This is a genomic window from Streptomonospora arabica, from assembly GCF_039531585.1.
Lineage (GTDB): Bacteria > Actinomycetota > Actinomycetes > Streptosporangiales > Streptosporangiaceae > Streptomonospora > Streptomonospora halophila.
In genome coordinates this window covers 77,565-96,274 of sequence record NZ_BAAAQI010000020.1, presented here as the reverse complement: position 1 = coordinate 96,274, position 18,710 = coordinate 77,565, and the positions used below count along the sequence as shown (strand labels likewise).

The following is an 18,710-nucleotide window of genomic DNA, read 5'->3' as shown; positions in this document are numbered from 1 at the left end:
ATCACCGCCCAGGCGGCGTCGGAGAGGTCGGAGGGGTAGCATCGGGCACCAGCGGCCCCGGAATCGTTGCATTGGCACACACCACGCGATCATTCCGGGGCTGCGTCATGTTCGGGCATCCGGCATGACTGGTCACCCAACGCCGCTACCCGCATACCCAACAGTCACTTAGCCGGTGCGGGGCGGCGCCGGGCGACCGGGGCGGGGTGCCCTCTTCTGCGGAGTCGGCGGCGCCGTCTAGGGTGGCGGTCGTGGACACTGTGGACATCGGAGCCCCCGCTCCCGACTTCGAGCTGGACGACCAGGACGGCACGGCCCGCACGCTGCACGGGATGCTGGCCGAGGGCGGCCCGGTGGTGCTGTTCTTCTACCCCGCGGCCATGACGCGCGGGTGCACGGCCGAGAGCTGCCACTTCCGCGACCTCGCCGCCGAGTTCGCCGAACTGGGCGCCCAGCGCGTGGGGATCAGCGCCGACGACGTCGGCACCCAGCGCGCCTTCGCCGACGAGCACGGCTTCGGGTATCCGCTGCTGTCCGACCCCGACGGCGCGGTCGCCCGCGCTTACGGCGTCCGCCGCGGGGGACCGCTCGCCGCGCTGTCGCCGATCCGCCGCAGCACGTTCGTGATCGACACCGACGGGCGCATCCTGCACGTCGTGCGCAGCGAGCTGCGCATGCAGGCCCACGCCGACGGCGCCCTGCGCGCGCTGCGGGAGCTCCGCCGGCACGACGAGGCGCCGCGGGAGCGCGAGGACTGAGGCGGCGGCCGTACAGCGGGCCGCACTCCCGTCGGGACCCTCCACCGGGGGCCGACCGGGGGCGGGGCGCCGTCCCGCACGGCCGCGGCTGCGCAGGCACCGGCGAACCCGCCGGCAGGCACGGGTCAGCGAAACACGGAAGGGGCCGCCGGAACATGGCGGAGCAGAACGAGGCAGCGACCGGGTCCGCGGCGCAGGCGTCCAACGGCCCGGGAAGCGGAGGGGGCGCCGCAGGCGAACGGCCGCCGGTGCGCCGGTCCGCGGAGCGGGGCGTCGCGATGATCACCCTGGACTCCCCCGCCAACCGCAACGCGCTCTCCGCGCGGCTGCGGGCCGCCCTGGCGTCCGAGCTGGCGGCCGCGATGGCCGACGACACCGTGCGCGCGGTGCTGCTCACCGGCGAGGGGCCGGCCTTCTGCGCCGGCGCCGACCTCAAGGAGGTCGCCGCCGAACGCGCCGGAAACCCGCCGGCCGTCTCCGCGCCCGGCATGCCCGAGCTGTTCTCGGCGATCATGGATGCACCCAAGCCGGTGGTCGCCAAGCTCAACGGCCCCGCCCGCGCCGGCGGGATCGGGCTGGTCGCGGCGGCCGACATCGCCATCGCCCCCGAGGACGCCACCTTCGCGTTCACGGAGGTGCGCATCGGCGTCGTTCCGGCGATCATCTCGGTTCCCGTCGCCGCCCGCATGCACGACCGCCAGCTCGCCCGCTACTTCCTCACGGGCGAGGCGTTCGGCGCCGCCGCGGCGGCCGAAGCCGGTCTGGTGACCTCGGCGGTGCCCCGCGAGGGCCTCGACCAGGCGGCCGAGGCGGTGCTGGACGGCTTGCGCAGTGCGGCGCCCGGCGCGCTGAGCCGGACCAAGAGCCTGCTGGGCAGCGCCGGCCCGGTGGGACCGGACGAGCGCGCGGCCGCGTTCGCCCGCATGGGGGAGCTGTCGGCCGAGTACTTCGCGAGCGAGGACGCGGCCGAGGGCCGCGCAGCGTTCCTGGAGAAGAGATCGCCGAGTTGGGTGCTGTAATGGACGACGTGACTTACTCAGGAGATACGCGGGTCGGCGGACCCGCCGACGTACGTGAACTGCAGGAGCTCACCATCAGCAAGCTGGCGGTGGGGCCCATGGACAACAACGCCTACCTGCTCCGGTGCCGCCGCACCGGCGAGGCGGTGCTGATCGACGCGGCCGCCGAGGCCGACCGCATCCTGGAGATGCTCATCGGCGAGGGCGGCCTGGCCCGCGCCATCACCACCCACCGCCATCCCGACCACTGGGGCGCGCTGGCCGAGGTGGTCGGCACCACGGGCGCGCGCACCGTCGCCCACCCCGACGACGCCGACGAGCTCCCGATCTCGGTGGACGAGCCCGTCGAGCACGGCTCGCGCGTCCCCGTGGGGGAGTCCGAACTCCAGGTCGTCCACCTGCGCGGGCACACCCCCGGCTCGATCGCGCTGCGCTACGACGAGCCCGGCGGCCGGACGCACCTGTTCACCGGCGACAGCCTGTTCCCCGGCGGGGTCGGCAAGACCGCGGGCGCCCCCGAGTTCGGGTCCCTCATCGACGACGTCGAGGAGCGCGTCTTCGGCGTCCTCGGCGACGACACGTGGGTCTACCCGGGCCACGGCAAGGACACCGTCCTCGGCGCGGAGCGCCCCAGCCTCCCTGAATGGCGCGCCCGCGGCTGGTAGCGCAGGCGTGTATCGACTCGGTGCGGTCCCCGGCGCGCGCCGGGGACCCGCGGCCGCCCGGCGGGGCCCGTACGGGCAGGCGGCCGCACGGGGCCGGGGACCGCTACGGCAGCCCGCGGGGCTCCTCGGACTCGTCCTCCTCGTGCACCGCGCTCTCCTCGGCGCTGTAGGCGCGGCGGTCGGCTCCGGCGTCGCGCGCGACCATGGTGTCCTCGCTGTCCTCGCGGACGCCCTCGTCGGACTCGACGACGCGCACGCCGCCCGTCTCCTGCTCGGGACCCGGGGGCGGGAACTCGTCGGCCGTGCGGGCGGTGCTGCCGAGGGCACCGGGCACGTCGGGCTGCTCGCGGGCGAGCGCCTCGTCGAGCGGCTCACCCGATTCCTCGAACGGGACGCCCGACTCCTTCTCCGTGCCGGTCGAGCCGGACTCGTCGATCGCCGTGGGCACCCGGCCCGGCAGCGGCTGGTCCTCGGTGGTGTCCTCCTGGGCCGGCAGCCCGGCCTCCTCCCAGTCGGCGGCGGTCTCGTTGACCGGGTCGGCCGGGTGCTCGTTCTCCTCCGGGCGGTTCTCGCTCATGGCCGCCCACTATCCCCGCAGCGGGGGGTCTAATCGCTCGCTGACCTGGGGTGCGTACGCGCGCCGCCGGTCCGCGCGGTCCTCAGCGGGCCGCAGCTCAGAAGGGGGAGGCCCGGTCGGGCAGCGGCCGGCGGGCGACGAAGCCGAGGTCGGTGCGGTGGTACCAGCCGAGCTCGGCCTCGCCCTCCAGCCAGCACAGCCGCACCGAGACTCCGTCGAGCATGGCGGGGAAGTCGATCAGCAGCGGGGCGATGCCCTTGACCTCGATGCCGTTGTCGACGAACCAGCTCTGCAGCTCCATCAGCCGCGCTTCGGCGGCCTTCATCTCGGCGCGCCCGCCCAGCGCCGACTCGCCGCCGCGCAGGTCGGAGGCGAGCTCGGCGAGGTCGGCGCGCAGGGTGACCAGCTCACCGGCCTTGCGCCGGACCTCGGGCATCAGCTCGCGCGCCTCGGCGAGGGTGAACACGCGCGGCTCGTTGCCGGATCCGGAGAACGGGTCGGCGGGGGGCGGTGCGGCATCGTCCATACCCGCACGCTAGACCATTCCCGGACCGCGGTTCGCGGGGCGGGACCGGGCAGGACCGGGCGGGCCCGGCAGCGCCGGGTGGCGTCATCCCGCGCCGTAGCAGACGAACCCGGCCCCGGCGAGGTGGTCGGCCACGGCGCGCGCCGGGGGGACGCCCGCGCGCAGCGCCGCGTGGAAGGCCAGCATCGCCGGTCCGATCCCGTGGTCGCTGACCGGCAGGACACCGGCGACCACCACCCGGCCGCCCATCGCGAGCAGGGCAGCGGCCATGCCCAGAGGCGCACCGGAGGACGCCGGGGCCGACCCGCCGACCCAGCACGACGACAGAACGGTGACCCGCGGCGCCCGGGACAGGCGCTCGACATCGTAGGCGAACAGCGGGCCGTCCTCCAGCAGCATCGCCGAGAGCATCGGGGCCTGCGCCGACACCGAGCCGTGGGCGGCCAGGTGGGCGACGTCGGCCCGCTCCATACCGCGCAGCACGGCTGCCACGCGGACCGCCGGGCCGTGCAGCGCCTCGGCCGGCGGATACACCGGGGCGAGCGCGCGCACCTCGTCCGCCGCGCCCGCAGGCGCCCCGCCCGCGGCCAGCAGCGCGCGGGGGGCCGCTGCGAGCCGGCCGCCGCCGCGCTCGCCCGCGTCCTCGCCGCAGCGGGCCAGCCACGCGCGGCCGGACGGCGCCACGCTGACCTCCCGTCCCCGCAGGCTCGGCAGCAGGCCCCAGGGCAGCGCCTGCGCGGCCGGGGACGGCACGACGACCAGCGGACGGTCGCCGACGGCCTCGGCGACCGGCGCGAGCAGCAGGCGCTCGACCAGGTCGGCGGCCGGTGCGACGCCGTCGCGCGCCGCGCGGCCGCGCCGCCCTTCGGCCAGCACCCGCGCGCGGGCGGCGTAGGCGAGCTTCGCGGCCGCGTCCTCGACGGCCCCCGCACCCGGCAGCGGATGCAGGCGTGTGCGGCCGTCGACCACGGTGATCGCGGCGTCGGCGCCGTGCACGCGAACGTAGCGGACGAACGCGCGGTTCCCCAGCGGCTCCGCCAGCGCGTCCGCCGACGGAAGGCCGATGTCGGCGGCTCCGGCGTCGTCGGCGTCGTCGGCGGCCATGCAGGCGGCGTGCCATTGGGCGCCGGACAGGGCGTCGGCGAGCACGGACAGCTCGCGCCGGGCCCACGCCTCGCCGAGGCGGGCGCGGACGTGCGCTTCCCGGTAGCGGTCCAGCAGCCGCACCCACGCGGCGTCGCGGCACGGCCCCGCGGGTGCGGCCGGAGCGGATGCGAACTCGACCCACTCCAGCGCGGCGGCGGCGTCGCCCTCGCGGATGGCCACCCGCGCCCCCGCCGCGGCCACCTCGCGCCGGTGGGTGCGCGCATGCACCAGCAGCTCCAGGTGCCGGACGGGCCGGAGACCGGCGGTGCGGCCGGCAAGCCGCCCGCGCGCCGCACGGTGGTCGCCCGCCGCGAGCGTCCTCAGCGCCGCCGCCTCGCGCGCCGAGGGCAGCATCGACGACACCGGCCCCAGCGGGGCGCTGTGCACGCAGTGGGCCAGCGCCGTCGCGGTCTCGGCGGTGTCCGCGCAGCCGCTGGCGGCCCACGCCGGCGGCGGGCCGCCGACCGGGCCGTCGTCCTCGCGGCCGGCGCGCGGGAGCGGCACGGAGGTCCCGCCGGTCGGCCGTCCGGGGTGCGGCGTGCCGTCGCCGGAACGCGCCGCGGGACCCGCACCGCCGAACCCGCCGCGTTCGCCACGGCGGACCGCGCGACCCGCCGAGGAACGGGAGAACGGCCGCGCGGCCGGCCGCCGGGCGGGCGCCGCGCTGTGGCGTGCCGCCCATTCCACCAGGCCGGCCAGCTCGGCCCAGAGCGAGTCGGCCGGGAAGGCGCGCCGCAGCCTGCGGGCGATGTCGCGGGCCGCTCCGGTATCGCCGTCGGCCAGCAGCACCTTGGCCCGCAGCAGCCCCGAGGTGGCGGCCTCGGCGGTCGCGCGGCCGCCGCGGAACAGCCCGGCGGCGGCGCCCAGCTCGCCCAGGCCGCCCAGCGCACGCGCGGCCTCGCGGTGCATCCCCGCGGCGAGCAGCGCGTCGGCGTGGTCCATGCGCACCGAAGGGCGCCGACCCGGCGGAACCAGCCGCTCGGCCGCACCGAAGCACGAGACCGCGCGCGCGAGGTCGCCCGTGCGCACCGACAGGCAGCCGAGGTTCTGCAGCGCCACGCCCCGCAGGCACGCCTGCCCGTCCTCGGCGGCGCCGGCGAGCGCCCTCTCCAGATCGGCGGCGGCCTCGTCGAGCCGTCCGGCGTACATCAGCGCGAGGCCGCGGTTGCTGAGAACACCGGGGAGCAGGTGCCCCTCGGCGTCGCCGTCCAGTGCGGCCAGGGCGGCGTCGAACCGGGCGAGTGCGGCGCCGAAGCGCCCGCGCTGAGCGGCGGCGAGGCCGTGGTGGGTGAGCACCGTGGCGCGCGCCGAGGAGGTGTCGGCGCTCAGCCGCGCGAGCGCCTCGGCCGCCACGCCGCCGCTGCCGCGCAGCGCCAGCAGGCCGAGGCGGGACGCGCGGGCGTGGGCCGCGCTCTCGGCGTCGCCCGCCCGCGCGGCGACGGCGGCCGACTGGCGCAGCAGGCGCTCGGCGGCGGCCGGCTCGCCGAGCTCGCGGCGGGCCACACCCAGCATCCGCAGGGCGACCGAGCGCGTCGTGGGATCGCAGTCGCCGTCGAGCACCTCCTCGGCCCGGCGTCGGGCGAGGTCGGGGTCCCGGGCCACGAGTGTCACCGGGTGCGAGGCGCCGTCGAGCCGCCCAGAGGCCATGGGGGAGTGCCTTTCGCCGTGGGTGCGGGGGAGTGCGAAGAAGCGGATGAGGAGGACACGCGGCCGCCGCCCGCCGTTTCCGGTGCGGGGCGCCACAGACAGTACTAAGCCGGTTACGCGCGCGTGTAGGTCGAAGAGCGGACCTGTCGGATTCGCCCCATAGGCCGCCCGGCCGTGTCGCCGCCAACCGGGACATTCCACCCCGCAGGACCGCGCCCGGAACCACGCCCAGCGGCCCGCCGCAACACCCCGGCCCGGTGACCGCACCGCCGCCCCGTCCCGCCCCGCCTTGGGTTCGGGCGGGGGCTCATCGACGGGTGTGGCGTGTTCTCGGCGGCAGGCTTTTTCGCTCCTTGCGCGCTGCGCGCCCGACCGCCGTGGACCCGGGGCCCGCTTCGGGCGGCTTCCGAAGGGGCCGTGTCGCGCGGCGGTTCGGCGTTGAGCGCGGCCAGCGCGGTAAGCGCGGTAAGCGCGGACGGGTGCGGGGAGCCGGGTGGCGGTGCCCGGCGATGGCAGGCGGGAGCGCTCGCCCCGCCCCCTCGGCGCGGCTGCGGGTGGCGGAGGGTTCGCGGCGGCGCCCTCGCCGGGGCGGACCCGCTGAGGGACACGGTGTGCGCCATGCCCGGCTCGCAGGCCACGGCGGTCCCGCTCGCCTGCCGCTCTCGGCGGTGCCCCAACGGTGCGGGCGGAGGTCGGAGCCGGGTCGCGGGGACGGCGCCCGGGCGATGGGGCGGGTGCTCCGCGTGCGGGTCCGTGCGCCGCGGACGGCTTAGACGGTCAGCCAGGGTGTGGTTACCGGGGCTGCGCCGGGGCGGTGCAGCACGAGGCTGACCGGGCCCGCGGGGACCTCGGCGGCCACGAAGGCGCCGTGCTCGTCGACCGGGAAGAGCGCGCTGCCCCGAGCGGTGCGGACCTCAGCCGTGGTCGCGCCCGGAGGGTCGACGCTTCCGACGAGGGTGCGGTGGTCGTCGATGGACGTGACCTCCAGTCCCAGCGCGGCGCCGGGGGCGTCGAAGCGCAGGTAGCGGGGCGCCTCGGCGAGGGCGGCGTCGCGGACCGCGGTGGGCGGCGTATCCGCGGAGTCGTCGGTGATCTCCGTCATCACCGCGTCGTCGCGGCGCGCCGCGTAGGCCGCCCCGGCCGCCGCCCGCACCTGCGCGCCGACCCGGCCCGCGGGCCCGTGCTCGGCCTCCAACTCGGCGACGAGGCGGTCGAGATCGGGCTCGCCGCCATCGCCCTCGCGGTGCTGAGCGGGAAGCGGGCTGTCGGGCGCGTCGCTGCCGGTCATGCGGGGTACCTCCTGCCTGCCCTGAGGCCGTGCCGGCCCTGTGCCTACTGCCTGCCGGTGCCCGACCGGCGGGGCGCGGAGCTCTCGGGGGCCGCCGGCTCCGCTGGAGCCGCCCGGCCGGCCTTGCCGTCGCGCGCCCGTTCGCGGCCGGCCCCGCGGTCGTGCCCGTAGCCCTGTTCCGCGAGCGACCGCTGGAGCCGGCGGCGGACCCGGCGGCGCACCGCGGGCACCTCCGCGGGGCTCAGGCCCGCGAACTCGGCGATCTCGGCGGCCGGTGACCGCGGGGCGTGCAGTTCCAGCACCGCCACCGTCCGGTCGGGCTCTCCCAGCGCGGCGATGGCGCGGCGCACCAGCCGGTCGCGCTCGGCCGCGACGGCCGCCGCCTCCGGGCTGCGGTGGTCCACCGCGTGCAGCCGCTCGGGATCGGCGGGCGCCGCGCGCCGGGCGAGCCTGAGGAGTCGGCCGCACTCGCGCCGGGTGGCGGTGGCCAGCCAGGGACCGACGCTCTCCGGAGTGCGGATCCGGGACAGGTGCTCGGCCAGGTTGGACCACACGGTCTGCTCGGCGTCCTGGGCGTCGTGCGGAGACAGGCCGTGGCTGCGCACGACGGCGTGGACGCGTGCGGCGAACCGGTTCATCAGCGCCTCCCACGCCGTGTCGTCGTCGCACAGGGCGCGCTTCACCAGCTCGCCCGTCGAGACCTCGGCGTAGGACTGGTCAGCCACCCGCACCCCCAGTAGACTCACTGCTCCCGCCTCGCGCGCACGGCAACAGTAGCCGCTCGCCTGAGGGGAAGCGGGGGAAACACCGGATCCGCCCGTGGTGGACCTGGTGCCGATGGTGCCGATGGGGCACAATGGGCTCAGGAAAATCCAGGACGGACAGCTCCTCTTCGGGTACGAGGGCGTCGGGGAAGCGCACTCGTTCGTATCAGGAGGTTCGGTGTCCGCACGTGGCGTCTTGTACGTCCACTCCGCGCCTGCGGCGCTGTGCCCACACGTCGAGTGGGCGGTCGCGGGTGTGGTTGGCGTGCCTGTGAAACTCGACTGGAGCGCCCAGCCGGCGGCTCCCGGTGCTCATCGCGCCGAACTCAACTGGCAGGGGACTCCGGGCACCTCGGGTGCCATCGCCTCGGCGCTCAACGGTTGGCAGAAGCTGCGCTACGAGGTCACCGAGGAGGCCACCCCCGGCTGCGACGGCGTGCGCTACAGCTACACGCCGGCCCTGGGTATCTTCACCGCCGTCACCAGCGCCGCCGGCGAGGTGATGGTCTCCGAGTCGCGGCTGCGCAACGCCGTCGAGCGCGCCCAGGCCCAGGAGGGCATCGACCTCACGAACGAGCTGGACCGGCTCACCGGGCGGGTCTGGGACGAGGAGCTCGAACCGTTCCGCTACGCGGGCGACGGTGCCCCGGTCCGCTGGCTGCACGCCGCGGGCTGAGCGGCCCGCGTCCGTCGCAGGGACGCCCCGCCGCACGCGTGCGGGGCGCTCGGTCCGACGAAGCCCGCCGCCGCGACCGACCGCGGTCGGCCGGGCGGCGGCCTAGCAGCCGTCGCGGTGTCGGTCGCCCGCGGTGCCGGCGATCGCGCCCGCCAGGGTGAACAGGAACATGAACCCGATGGGGATCATCGGCCAGAACAGCAGCGGCTCGGCGGCGATGACGCTCGTGACGCCCCAGATCCCGATGAGGATCACCGATATGGCGGCCAGCCCGCGCCAGGGCTCCAGCCGGTCGTGCCATTCGGTGCTGCGCCCGTTGCGGACAGCGGGCTCGGCCGGCTCGGGAACCGCCGGAGGCTCCGGAAGGTCGCGGGTCAGCGGCCACAGCTCGCCCATGGTCTTCGCGCGGATCGCCGTGTTCAGGCGCTCCTGGTACTCGTCGAGGTCGAGCCGGCCCTCACGCAGCGCGACGGCCAGGCGCTCGGCGCAGGCGTCGCGGTCGGAGTCCGCGGCCCGCATCTGGTCCGGGGGCAAGTACTGATCGTCCATGCTCGTCGATCCCTCCAGCCGGAGTGGTGACGCTCATCTGCGCGACCCGGAGTTCTCATCGGGCCAGATGGCGGCGGCGACCAGGATCGCCGCCCAGATACCCAGCGGGACCAGCGGCCAGTACGGCAGCAGGTCGCCGCCCATTATGCTGGTGACCCCCCAGATGCCGCTCATGATGACCGCACCCCCGAGCCACCATCGCCACTCGTCTACCCAGTCTTTCCACGGAGATACCAGGGCAGAGCGGGATGAGCCGACGGGCACGGGTTCGGAGTCGTCGCGCTCGGCCGGAGGCGGAGGCTCCGGGAGGTCTGCTGTGAGCGCCCGCAACTGACCGACGACCACGGCGCCCATCGCCTCGTCCAGTCGGCGCTCGTATTCGTCGAGGTCGAGACGGCCTTCGGAGAGCGCCGTCGCGAGGCGTTCGGCGCAGGCATCGCGGTCGGCATCCGAAGCGCGCATCCGGCTCACCGGGACGCGTTCCTCGTCCAACGCCCACCCCCTGCCGCACGATGATGGGAATTTCACGATACGCCGCGCACGCGCGGGAGAAAAGCGGCAGAGCTGAGGGGCGGGTGCAGCGGGAGTGCGAGCGGCGGAGTGCGGGGCCTTCGGGTCAGCGGCGGCAGCCGCCGCCGGAGAAGAGAACCACGGCCCAGATGGCGAGCGGCATCGCCGGCCAGAAGTACTGCAGATCGCCCGAGGCGACGCTGGTGACCAGCCAGATGGCGATCATCAGCACGGCCCCGCCCGTCCAGGTCTGCCACCTGCCGGTGCGCTCCCGCCAGGAGGGCGGGGCGTTCTCCGCGCCGGTGCGGGCGAGGTCGACCGGGCCTTTGCCGGGGGTATCGGGGTCGGGGAGGTCGACGGTCAGCGGGACGAGGTCGCCCCTGGTGACGGCGCCCATCGCCGAGTCGAGCCGAGTCTGGTACTCGGCCATGTCCAGGCGGCCCTCCGACAGCGCAGTGGACAGCCGGCGCGCGACGGCGTCGCGGTCGGCGTCCGAAGCGCGGAGCTCATCGTGCGGCGTGAGATCGGCACTCACCTTTCACGCCTCCTCCCGGTCTCTCCGATTCCCTTTCGCCCACTTTAGACGCGGACACGGGCCCCGGGGATCCCTCCTGAGGCCGGGTTTTCCCCCCGGCGGGTGATACCTCGGTACCAGCCGCCGGGCCCGGTGGAGGAGGCCCCCTACCCCGCGCCCCCGCCTCGCCCGCGGTGCCAGGCCGCGACGCCGGCGCAGGTGGCGCCGTCCACCGCGCCGATCACACCGGTGCCCTCGAAGGAGCCGGTGTAGTCGAAGCGGCCGCCGTCCAGCCGCAGGACCGCGCCGCCGGCCTCCTCCAACACCAGCGCCGGTGCCGCGACGTCCCAGTCGCGAACCGCGACGTCCTTGACGAACAGGTGGGCGCCGCCGTCGGCGATGCGGCACAGCTTCAGCGCGATGCTGCCGGACTCCAGGTAGCCGGAGCAGCCGAAGCGCTCGTAGGCGGCGCGGGCGATGCCGCGCGGTTCGGGGGTGTTGTCGGTGAGCACCCCCGCTCCCGTGTCCGGTGCCGACACCCGCAGGCGCTCACCGTCCACCGCCGCGCCGCGGCCGCGCACCGCCGTGTAGCAGCGTCCGGACTCGGGCGCGAAGACGGCCGCGGCCACGGGCCGGCGGCCCTCGACCAGCGCCGCCTGGGTGACGTAGCCGCCGAACCCGTGCACGTAGCTGGCGGTGCCGTCGACGGGGTCGATCAGCCAGTAGCGCTCGGGGCGCCGCCCCGAGAGCCCGGCGGGGTCCTCCTCGCTGAGCACGGGCACGTCCGGCGCGGCGCGGCGCAGCCGGGCGCTCAGCTCGTCGTGGGCCATGGCGTCGGCGCGCGCCTTGAACTGGTCGCCCTCCCACACCCCCGACGTAACCCGGGGATCGCTGCGCCAGGCGCGCAGCAGCGCCCCCACCTCGCGGACCGCCCGCTCGGCGGGCGCCAGCAGCGCGGCCGCCCCCGCGGCGGCGCCTGCGGCCCGCCCCGCCTCGGCGCCGGCGCTCACGTGCCGACCGCGCCCACGGCCGGCTCGGCCGCGGCGGAGGGCGCAGGGGTGAGGCCGGCGCCGGCGAAGCGCGCCTCGTCGACGAAGTCGTCGGACCAGCGCCGGACCATGACCACTCCCTCGCGCCAGTCGTCGCTCAGGCGGGGGCCGCCCCGCGTGGCCTGGCCCAGCAGCCCGCCGACCTCGTCGACGCCGGCGGCCAGCGTGAGCGGCGCCGTGGAGGAGAAGCGCGGGTTGATCTCGAAGATCCGCGGCTCGCCGCCGGAGTCCAGGGCCAGCTGCACGTTGAAGGGCCCGTCGGCGCGCAGCTCCTGCTGCACCGCACGGCACACCTCGTCGATGCGCGCGTGCCGGCGGGTGACGGCGTACTTGGTGACGCCCACCTTGAGGACGACCTCCTTGGGCACCACGGCCTGCACCGAACCGTCGCGCCAGACCACCACCGAGACCGTGTACTCGGTGCCGCCGACGGCCTCCTGGGCGATCAGCTCGTCCGCGGGGCGGTCGCTCTCGGCCAGCAGCGCGCCCAGATCCTCGGCCGAGTCCAGGCGCACGACGCCGCGGCTGCCGCGCCCGGAGCGCGGCTTGACGATGATCGGCCGCCCGGGCGGGCCGGTCCACTCCGCGGCCCGCCGGGTGCGCGGCACCGGCAGGCCCGCATCGCCGAGGCGGTGCATCAGGGTGTACTTGTCCAGGCAGGTGGCCACGAACCCGGGACGCGGCAGCAGCACCGCGATGCCGTCGTCGGTGAGGCGCGAGACCGCCACCAGCTCCTCGTCGACCAGCGGGACGACGGCGCAGGCCCCCTCCTTGAGGCAGATGCCGCGGATCTCGGGCAGGTAGGCCTCGCTTGAGCCCGGCGGGACCAGGTAGCACCGGTCGGCCAGGTACAGGCCGGGGGCGGCGGGGTCGATGTCGGTGGCCACCACGCGGTAGCCCTGCCGCTGGAGGTGCTGGATGGTTCCGGGGGTCTGGGGAGCGCCTGCGGTGGTGACGACGACGGTGGGCTGGCGGGGCTCTTCTGCAGCGGACACCGATGGACCTTTCCGTTGGGGCCGGCTCTTGTGGTGCGTCGGTTCGGGGCTGCTGGGTGCGGTACGCGGCGAGGCCGGGCACCGCCCCCCGCGGGGCGGCGTCCCCAAGGCGGGCAAGGTGAGGTGGAGTGTCTCCGATCGGGCGGTGGCGGTGACGAGCGGATACGCGCCGTCCCCTCGAGCCTAGACCGCGAACGCCCTCTGAAACCGCAGGTGGCCGGTTCCGGTTCCCGGGACAACCGAACGGGGCCGCCCGGCGTAGTGGGCGGGCACCGGGCGTGCCGGGCGTGCCGGGCGCCGCGCTGGCCGTGCCGCCGCGGGCGCGCGGCGCCGATCGGCGTGTCGGCCGCGGGCCGCTACCGCGGTGTCGGCGCCCCGCTGTCGGAGGAGCCGAGCAGGCCGTGGCCGACCAGGAACGACACCAGGTCGCCGCCGCCCGCGTAGTGGTGGGCGGAGATCCCCAGGCGCTTGGCCGCGAGCACGTTCTCCTCGCGGTCGTCGACGAAGGCGGTGCGCTCGGGCGCGGTGCCCAGCGCCTCCAGCACGTGCTCGTAGATCGCGGCCTCGGGCTTGCACAGGCCCAGGTCGCAACTGAAGAACAGCGCCTCGAACCCCGACATCACCGGCGACTGCCGCAGCGCGGCGGCGATGCCGACCGGCGCGTTGGACAGCAGCGCCGAGCGCACGCCGCGCCGCGCCAGCAGGTCCAGGACGCGGGCGGTGTCCCCGCGCACGTGCAGCCAGGAGCCCACGTCCAGCGCCCACATCCCGTGCAGCGTGGCGGTGTCCCAGTCGGCGCCCACGCGCCGGGCGACGGCGCCCCAGTACTCCCGGGCGCTCACCCCCCGGTCGTAGGCGCGGCGCTCGCTCCAATAGGCCGACCACAGGTCGTCGGCCGGGACCCCGGCGAGCCGCTCCATCCGCGCCCGGTCCTCCGGCGGCGGAGACTGGGAGATGACGTCGCCGAAGTCGAAGACGACCGCCTCGATGTCCGAGACCCCGGTTTCCATGCCGGCAAGCACCCCATCCGTGTCGGAGATCCCCGTGTCCGCACGGAGACTATGCGAGGAACGTGAATACCGCCCCGACGCCGGGCCGGGGGCCCTTCGTGAAGCGCCCCCGGCGGGCCGCGGCCGTAGCCGCCGCTAAGCGCGGGGCTCGAAGGTCACTTCAGCTCGTAGACCGGTGCGACGAGGGCGCGCCCGATCGCGTGGAAGAAGAGGTTGAAGCCGAGGAACGCCGGGGTGGCGGACTCGTCGAGGCCGAGCGACTCCACGTCGACCGCGTGCACCGCGAACATGTAGCGGTGCGGGCCGTGGCCCCCGGGCGGGGCCGCGCCGATGTAGCGCCGGGCGCCGGCGTCGTTGCGCAGGGTGAGTGCGCCCGAGGGGAGTCCCGAGCCGTTCTCGTCGCCGGCTCCGGTGGGCAGTTCGGTGACGTTCGCGGGGATGTCGCAGACCACCCAGTGCCAGAAGCCGCTGGCGGTGGGTGCGTCGGGGTCGAAGCAGGTGACCGCGAAGCTGCGGGCGCCCTCGGGGTGGCCGGTCCACGACAGGTGCGGCGAGACGTCTCCGCCGCCCGCGCCCATGATGCCGCTGACCTGCGGCGTGGGCAGGGTCTTGCCGTCGGCGACGTCGTCGCTGGACACGGTGAACGCCGGGACGGCGGGGAGGAAATCGTAGGGGGAAGGCGGCTGTGGCACGTCGAACCTCCTGGAGTGGTCGGGTCGGCCGGGGCGGGGCGCCCCGTGCCCCTGCTAACCAACGGACACCCCAACAACTATCGCGTGTGCCGCGTGTTCGCTAACGCGTGTCGACGTGTTGGAAGGTCTCGGCCAGCCGCCCCTCGCCCAGACCGCCCGCCGCCGCGTTCTCGGCGAGCCACGGCCGCAGGAACCCGGCCAGCTCACCGATGTCGCCGATCTGGCTGGCGTGGCAGGACAGCGCGGCCAGCTTGCGGTCGAAGACGCCGGTGACGTCGGTGAAGCGGTCGGGCGACGGGCCGTGCGCCAGCCAGACCTCGGGCACCTTCCACGGCTCCAGGCCCTCCTCAGCGAGCAGCTCCGGGTGGGCGTGCGGGTTGCGGGCGTCGGGGTAGACCGCGTTGATCCCGGCCTCGCCGGTGGCCAGGTGGTCGGGATGGCTGGGCGCGATGCGCTTCCAGTCCCGTTCGGGGCTGGGGATGACCACGCGCTGCGGGCGGACCAGGCGGATGACCCGGGCGATGTCGCGGCGCAGCTCCAGGGTGGGCAGCACGCGGCCGTCGGCGTAGCCCAGGAACCGGACGTCGTGCACACCCACGGCCGCCGCGGCCTTGCGCTGCTCGTCGCGGCGCAGCGCCGCCATGGCGTCGGCGTCGACCGTGCGGTCGTCGCCGCCCGCCTCGCCGTCGGTCACCATCAGGTAGGTCACCTCGACCCCGGCGTCGGTCCACAGCGCCACCGTGCCGGCGCAGCCGAAGTCGACGTCGTCGGGGTGGGCCATGACGACGAGCGCCCGCTCGATCCCCTCGGTGTAGGCGGCATCGCCGCCCGCCTCGTTTCCGTTCGGCATTGGCGCCCTCCTTCGTCGCGTGCTGCAGGGTCGGCGGTCGGTCGGCCCCACACGGACAGCGTCGGAGGTGCCCGGACGATTCCGCGGCGCGCCGCGCCGACCGGATGCGGTCACCGCCGGCGCAGCGCCCCGGCCGCGGCGAGGTAGGGCAGCGCGGCCAGAGCGAACAGGGCGGCGGGGGCGAGCCACACCGATCCCAGAGCGTAGGCGCCGAAGGCGAGCACCGTCACCGACTCGGCGCCGAACCCGGCGAAGGAGGCGACCGTGGCCCGCGCCTCCTCGCCGACGCTGTCCTGGAGCCGCGCCTCGGCGGCCGCGCCGGCCCACTCGCTCACACCGAAGGCGACGGCGAGCAGCAGGAGTCCTGCGGGGTGGCCCGCTCCGGCGCCCGCGGCCATGCAGCAGGCGGCGGCGACCAGCGCCGGAGCGGTGTGGCGGGTGTGGCGGCCGGCCAGCCAGCCGCCCACCACCGCGCCCGCCGAGACGACGAGCAGCGCCAAGGGGACGGCGGGCGTGCTCAGACCGGTCGAGCGCGCCAGCAGCGGCACGTACTCGTCCAGCGCCCCGGACAGGCCGACCAGTACCGCGAGCAGCAGCAGCGCGCGGCGGGCCGGGCCGGAGGCGCGGATCTCGGCCGACGCGCGCCCGGCCACCCCGGCGGCCGAGGCGACCGCCGAGCGCAGCGGCCGTGAGGGGCGGCGGCCCCCGCCGGTGCGCCCGCCGCGCCGCGCCGCGCGGCGTCCGCGTTCGCCGCCCGCGGGCAGCGCCCGGCCCGCGGCCGCGCACAGCAGCGTCGCCAGGATGCTCGCCGCGCCCGCCGCGGTGTAGCCGCCCCAGGCCAGGACCGGGACCGCGGCCAGTGAGGCGACCATGATCGCGGTGGTGCCGGCTGCGCGGGAGCGCCCGATCAGCCGGGTGTAGGCCGCGGTCACCCACGCGGCGGCGGCCGCGCGTCCCGGCCCGGCCGCGTCGGGCGCCGCGGTGCGGGCGAGGTGCGTGAGCTCGGTGTAGACCAGCGCCTCAAGGGCGCCGGAGCGCATGGCCGACCCCGTGCCCCAGAGCACGAAGCCGGCGGCGAAGGCGGCGTAGGAGGGCGCGAACGTCCACAGCGCGAAGCCCGCTCCGCTGAGCAGGGGTGCGAGGGCGATCAGCGCGCGGCGGGAGCAGAGGTCGGCCAGTACGCCGGAGGGGATCTCCAGCAGGAGGCCGGTCGCCGACCACAGCGCGAACAGCGAGGAGATCTGCGCGGGGCCCAGCCCGGAGTCGGCGAACAGCAGCGCGTAGACCGGGTACAGGAGGACCAGGTCCTCCAGGAAGGTGTACGCGTACAGTGCGCGGGCGAGCCGCGCCTCGGATGCGGGTGAGGATCAATGTCGCTTGTGCATACCACCCAGCCTAGCGGCGGGGCGGCCGGGGCGCACGGGCGTTTCCACAGCACGCCGCCCGCCGGGAGCCGGCGGCGAGGCAGTAGGGCCGCCCCGGTGCGGGCGCCGCCGCGCGGAGCCGCGCTCGCGGTCCAGGAGGGGTCACGGCACGGCGACCGCGCGGCCCGTGACGGGTCCGGCCGCCGCCCGCTCGCAGACGCCGGGGCCTCGATGCCGTAGCGCTTCGCGTACACGCCCGCGGCAGCCTGCCCGGCCGGACCGGGCAGCTCGATCGGCTCGGAGCGGGCGCCCCGGCAGGCGGCCCGGCCCGAGCGGGATCGAACCGAAACCCGCCCCGACCGCGCCGCCGCCGGTCCCGTTCGGGCCCGGGCCGCCGTCCCGGCCGACCATGCGCCCGGTCGGCGGCGCCGTCGCCCCGGCGCCGACAGGGTCGGCGACCGTCGGCCGCCCCCGGACCGGTGCTGAGGCCGCGCACCGCCCCGGCCGGCGGCTCGTCGGAGGGCGACCGAGGGCCGGGCGCCGCTGCGCCGCGCGCAGCGCCGCGGGTGAGCGCGCCTCAGGCCGTCATCGGACGGGTCCGCGCTCCGAGCGCGCCGCAACGCCGAGGGCGGCCGCCGGCCTGGGCGGGCCCGGCGGCGGCGCCGCACCTCCCGGGCACGTGCGCAGCGGCACGGTACTGTGAAAAGGCCGTAACGCCTCGATCGACGCTGCCGACCGAAACCGCCGCCGAGCGCGGGCGTAGCGGCCGGCGGCACCGGCCGGGGGAGACTCCCGACTGGAGACAGCACGATGCCCCGTAAACGCATCCCGGTCGCCCGCGTGCTCCTGCGCACGCTGCTGGGCGCCCTGGGCGCCCAGCTCGCAGTGGTCCTGGGCCTCGTCGCCGTCAACCAGTGGCGCAAGCGGGTGCGCCCGCTGCGTGCCGACTTCCCGCGCACCGCCCCCAAGGCGCTGCCGGTCGGCGCGAACGAGCTCACCGTCTACACCTACGGCGAGGACCTCTACCGCGACATGCTGGAGGCGATCCGCGGCGCCCGCCACCGCATCATGTTCGAGTCCTTCATCGTCAAGGGCGACGCCACCGGGCGGCGGTTCAAGCGCGCGCTGATCGAGGCGGCCGAGCGCGGCGTCGAGGTCTTCGTCGTCTACGACGCCTTCGCCAACCTCGTCGTGCCGCGAAGGTTCCTCCGGTTCCCGCCCGGTATCCACACGCTGGCCTATCCGCTGCTGCGGCCGGGCGTGCTCCTGTTGGACGTGCGCAAGTCCGGGCGCGACCACCGCAAGATCCTCACGGTCGACGGCGAGGTCGGCTTCGTCGGCGGCTACAACGTGGGCTCGGTCTACGCCACCCAGTGGCGCGACACCCACCTGGGGGTGTCGGGGCCGTCGGTGTGGGAGCTGGAGAACGCGTTCCGCGACTTCTGGAACATGCTGCGCACCGAGGACCAGCCCGTCATCCCCGACACCGGCACACCGGAGTGGTCGCCCACGATCCGCGCCCACCGCAACGTCCCCGAGCTGCTGATCTACCCGATCCGCGGCATGTACCTGGAGGCCATCGACCGGGCGCGCGAGCACGTCTACATCACCCAGGCCTACTTCATCCCCGACAACGAGATCCTGCGCGCCCTGATCAGTGCCGCACAGCGCGGGGTGGACGTGCGCATCCTGGTGCCGGAGCACTCCAACCACGTCGTCGCCGACTGGCTCTCCCGGGGGTTCTACGGCGAGCTGCTGCGCGGCGGCGTGAAGCTGTGCCTGTACCAGGACGCCATGGTGCACGCCAAGACCGCCACCATCGACGGCCGCTGGTCGACGGTGGGCACGGCCAACGTCGACCGGCTCAGCCTCACGGGCAACTACGAGATCAACGTGGAGGTCTTCGACGACGATCTGGCCTCCCACCTGGAGCGGGTGTACGCCAAGGACGCCACCAACGCCCGGCTGCTCACCCTCGAGGAGTGGTCCGGGCGCCCGCTGGTGGCCAAGCTGTGCGAGCTGCTGCTCAAGCCGCTGCGCCCGCTGCTGTGACGGCGCCCGCCGGTGGGCGTCCGGTGCCACGTCCGGCAGGGGCGGACCACCCCTTTCGG

The 18,710-nt window shown here is 76.0% G+C and carries 19 protein-coding genes; 5 read left to right on the top strand and 14 right to left on the bottom strand.

Annotated elements, in window-relative coordinates:
- Window positions 1–251 precede the first annotated feature (251 nt).
- The 3 genes from ABD284_RS22930 (at window position 252) to ABD284_RS22920 (ending at window position 2,442) form a co-directional block, all read left to right on the top strand.
- Window positions 252–758, top strand: coding sequence for a peroxiredoxin (locus ABD284_RS22930; RefSeq protein WP_344147440.1), 507 nt, complete (start codon window positions 252–254; stop codon window positions 756–758).
- A gap of 155 nt (window positions 759–913) precedes the next feature.
- Window positions 914–1,777 carry an enoyl-CoA hydratase-related protein gene (locus ABD284_RS22925; protein WP_344147437.1) on the top strand — a complete coding sequence of 288 codons (864 nt, stop codon included), beginning with the start codon at window positions 914–916 and terminating at the stop codon, window positions 1,775–1,777.
- A gap of 8 nt (window positions 1,778–1,785) precedes the next feature.
- The gene (locus ABD284_RS22920; protein ID WP_344147434.1) at window positions 1,786–2,442 is read left to right on the top strand and encodes an MBL fold metallo-hydrolase; all 657 of its coding nucleotides are present in this window, start codon (window positions 1,786–1,788) and stop codon (window positions 2,440–2,442) included.
- Between the two features lie 103 nt (window positions 2,443–2,545).
- Here the strand turns inward: ABD284_RS22920 and ABD284_RS22915 are convergent, their stop codons facing one another.
- The 5 genes from ABD284_RS22915 to ABD284_RS22895 all read right to left on the bottom strand — a co-directional run bounded on the left by ABD284_RS22915 (window position 2,546) and on the right by ABD284_RS22895 (window position 8,372).
- On the bottom strand, window positions 2,546–3,019 hold the full coding sequence (locus tag ABD284_RS22915; protein ID WP_344147431.1) for a DUF5709 domain-containing protein: 474 nt from the start codon (window positions 3,017–3,019) through the stop codon (window positions 2,546–2,548).
- Between the two features lie 97 nt (window positions 3,020–3,116).
- The gene (locus ABD284_RS22910; RefSeq protein WP_344147428.1) at window positions 3,117–3,545 is read right to left on the bottom strand and encodes a DUF2203 domain-containing protein; all 429 of its coding nucleotides are present in this window, start codon (window positions 3,543–3,545) and stop codon (window positions 3,117–3,119) included.
- Window positions 3,546–3,629: 84 nt separating this feature from the next.
- The gene (locus ABD284_RS22905; RefSeq protein ID WP_344147425.1) at window positions 3,630–6,338 is read right to left on the bottom strand and encodes a CHAT domain-containing protein; all 2,709 of its coding nucleotides are present in this window, start codon (window positions 6,336–6,338) and stop codon (window positions 3,630–3,632) included.
- A 769-nt stretch (window positions 6,339–7,107) separates the two neighbouring features.
- Window positions 7,108–7,626, bottom strand: coding sequence for a hypothetical protein (locus tag ABD284_RS22900; RefSeq protein WP_344147422.1), 519 nt, complete (start codon window positions 7,624–7,626; stop codon window positions 7,108–7,110).
- A gap of 44 nt (window positions 7,627–7,670) precedes the next feature.
- Entirely contained in the window at window positions 7,671–8,372 is a 702-nt protein-coding gene (locus ABD284_RS22895; RefSeq protein ID WP_344147419.1) for an RNA polymerase sigma factor, read from the bottom strand.
- Between the two features lie 196 nt (window positions 8,373–8,568).
- Here ABD284_RS22895 and ABD284_RS22890 point away from each other — a divergent pair, with 196 nt between their 5' ends.
- Window positions 8,569–9,066 (top strand): DUF3145 domain-containing protein, encoded by a 498-nt coding sequence (locus ABD284_RS22890; RefSeq protein WP_344147416.1) that lies wholly within the window; start codon window positions 8,569–8,571, stop codon window positions 9,064–9,066.
- A gap of 102 nt (window positions 9,067–9,168) precedes the next feature.
- On the opposite strand, the gene ABD284_RS22885 is transcribed toward ABD284_RS22890, so the two are convergent.
- The 9 genes from ABD284_RS22885 to ABD284_RS22845 form a co-directional block, all read right to left on the bottom strand.
- The gene (locus ABD284_RS22885) at window positions 9,169–9,615 is read right to left on the bottom strand and encodes a DUF1707 SHOCT-like domain-containing protein (protein WP_344147413.1); all 447 of its coding nucleotides are present in this window, start codon (window positions 9,613–9,615) and stop codon (window positions 9,169–9,171) included.
- A 33-nt stretch (window positions 9,616–9,648) separates the two neighbouring features.
- Entirely contained in the window at window positions 9,649–10,077 is a 429-nt protein-coding gene (locus ABD284_RS22880) for a DUF1707 SHOCT-like domain-containing protein (protein ID WP_344147452.1), read from the bottom strand.
- Window positions 10,078–10,231: 154 nt separating this feature from the next.
- Window positions 10,232–10,660 (bottom strand): DUF1707 SHOCT-like domain-containing protein, encoded by a 429-nt coding sequence (locus ABD284_RS22875; protein WP_344147410.1) that lies wholly within the window; start codon window positions 10,658–10,660, stop codon window positions 10,232–10,234.
- Between the two features lie 146 nt (window positions 10,661–10,806).
- The gene (locus ABD284_RS22870) at window positions 10,807–11,592 is read right to left on the bottom strand and encodes a 3'(2'),5'-bisphosphate nucleotidase CysQ family protein (RefSeq protein ID WP_344147449.1); all 786 of its coding nucleotides are present in this window, start codon (window positions 11,590–11,592) and stop codon (window positions 10,807–10,809) included.
- Between the two features lie 53 nt (window positions 11,593–11,645).
- Complete coding sequence (locus ABD284_RS22865; RefSeq protein ID WP_344147407.1) at window positions 11,646–12,683, bottom strand: ATP-grasp domain-containing protein; 1,038 nt, start codon at window positions 12,681–12,683, stop codon at window positions 11,646–11,648.
- A 356-nt stretch (window positions 12,684–13,039) separates the two neighbouring features.
- Window positions 13,040–13,693, bottom strand: a complete 654-nt coding sequence (locus tag ABD284_RS22860) for an HAD family hydrolase (RefSeq protein WP_344147405.1) — start codon at window positions 13,691–13,693, stop codon at window positions 13,040–13,042.
- Window positions 13,694–13,848: 155 nt separating this feature from the next.
- Window positions 13,849–14,385, bottom strand: a complete 537-nt coding sequence (locus ABD284_RS22855) for a YbhB/YbcL family Raf kinase inhibitor-like protein (protein WP_344147402.1) — start codon at window positions 14,383–14,385, stop codon at window positions 13,849–13,851.
- 100 nt (window positions 14,386–14,485) lie between these two features.
- A complete protein-coding gene (locus ABD284_RS22850; RefSeq protein ID WP_344147399.1) occupies window positions 14,486–15,235 on the bottom strand; it encodes a PIG-L deacetylase family protein in 750 nt (249 codons plus the stop codon).
- A 110-nt stretch (window positions 15,236–15,345) separates the two neighbouring features.
- Window positions 15,346–16,275, bottom strand: a complete 930-nt coding sequence (locus ABD284_RS22845) for an MFS transporter (protein WP_344147396.1) — start codon at window positions 16,273–16,275, stop codon at window positions 15,346–15,348.
- 1,134 nt (window positions 16,276–17,409) lie between these two features.
- Here ABD284_RS22845 and ABD284_RS22840 point away from each other — a divergent pair.
- Complete coding sequence (locus ABD284_RS22840) at window positions 17,410–18,651, top strand: phospholipase D-like domain-containing protein (protein WP_344147393.1); 1,242 nt, start codon at window positions 17,410–17,412, stop codon at window positions 18,649–18,651.
- Window positions 18,652–18,710: the final 59 nt, after the last annotated feature.

Bases quoted from the DNA above. Each gene is read 5' to 3' on its own strand.
- ABD284_RS22925 (WP_344147437.1), top strand. From the start codon at position 914: ATGGCGGAGCAGAACGAGGCAGCGACCGGGTCCGCGGCGCAGGCGTCC.
- ABD284_RS22915 (WP_344147431.1), bottom strand. From the start codon at position 3,019: ATGAGCGAGAACCGCCCGGAGGAGAACGAGCACCCGGCCGACCCGGTC.
- ABD284_RS22910 (WP_344147428.1), bottom strand. From the start codon at position 3,545: ATGGACGATGCCGCACCGCCCCCCGCCGACCCGTTCTCCGGATCCGGC.
- ABD284_RS22905 (WP_344147425.1), bottom strand. From the start codon at position 6,338: ATGGCCTCTGGGCGGCTCGACGGCGCCTCGCACCCGGTGACACTCGTG.
- ABD284_RS22900 (WP_344147422.1), bottom strand. From the start codon at position 7,626: ATGACCGGCAGCGACGCGCCCGACAGCCCGCTTCCCGCTCAGCACCGC.
- ABD284_RS22885 (WP_344147413.1), bottom strand. From the start codon at position 9,615: ATGGACGATCAGTACTTGCCCCCGGACCAGATGCGGGCCGCGGACTCC.
- ABD284_RS22880 (WP_344147452.1), bottom strand. From the start codon at position 10,077: ATGCGCGCTTCGGATGCCGACCGCGATGCCTGCGCCGAACGCCTCGCG.
- ABD284_RS22860 (WP_344147405.1), bottom strand. From the start codon at position 13,693: ATGGAAACCGGGGTCTCGGACATCGAGGCGGTCGTCTTCGACTTCGGC.
- ABD284_RS22850 (WP_344147399.1), bottom strand. From the start codon at position 15,235: ATGCCGAACGGAAACGAGGCGGGCGGCGATGCCGCCTACACCGAGGGG.
- ABD284_RS22845 (WP_344147396.1), bottom strand. From the start codon at position 16,275: ATGCGCTCCGGCGCCCTTGAGGCGCTGGTCTACACCGAGCTCACGCAC.
- ABD284_RS22840 (WP_344147393.1), top strand. From the start codon at position 17,410: ATGCCCCGTAAACGCATCCCGGTCGCCCGCGTGCTCCTGCGCACGCTG.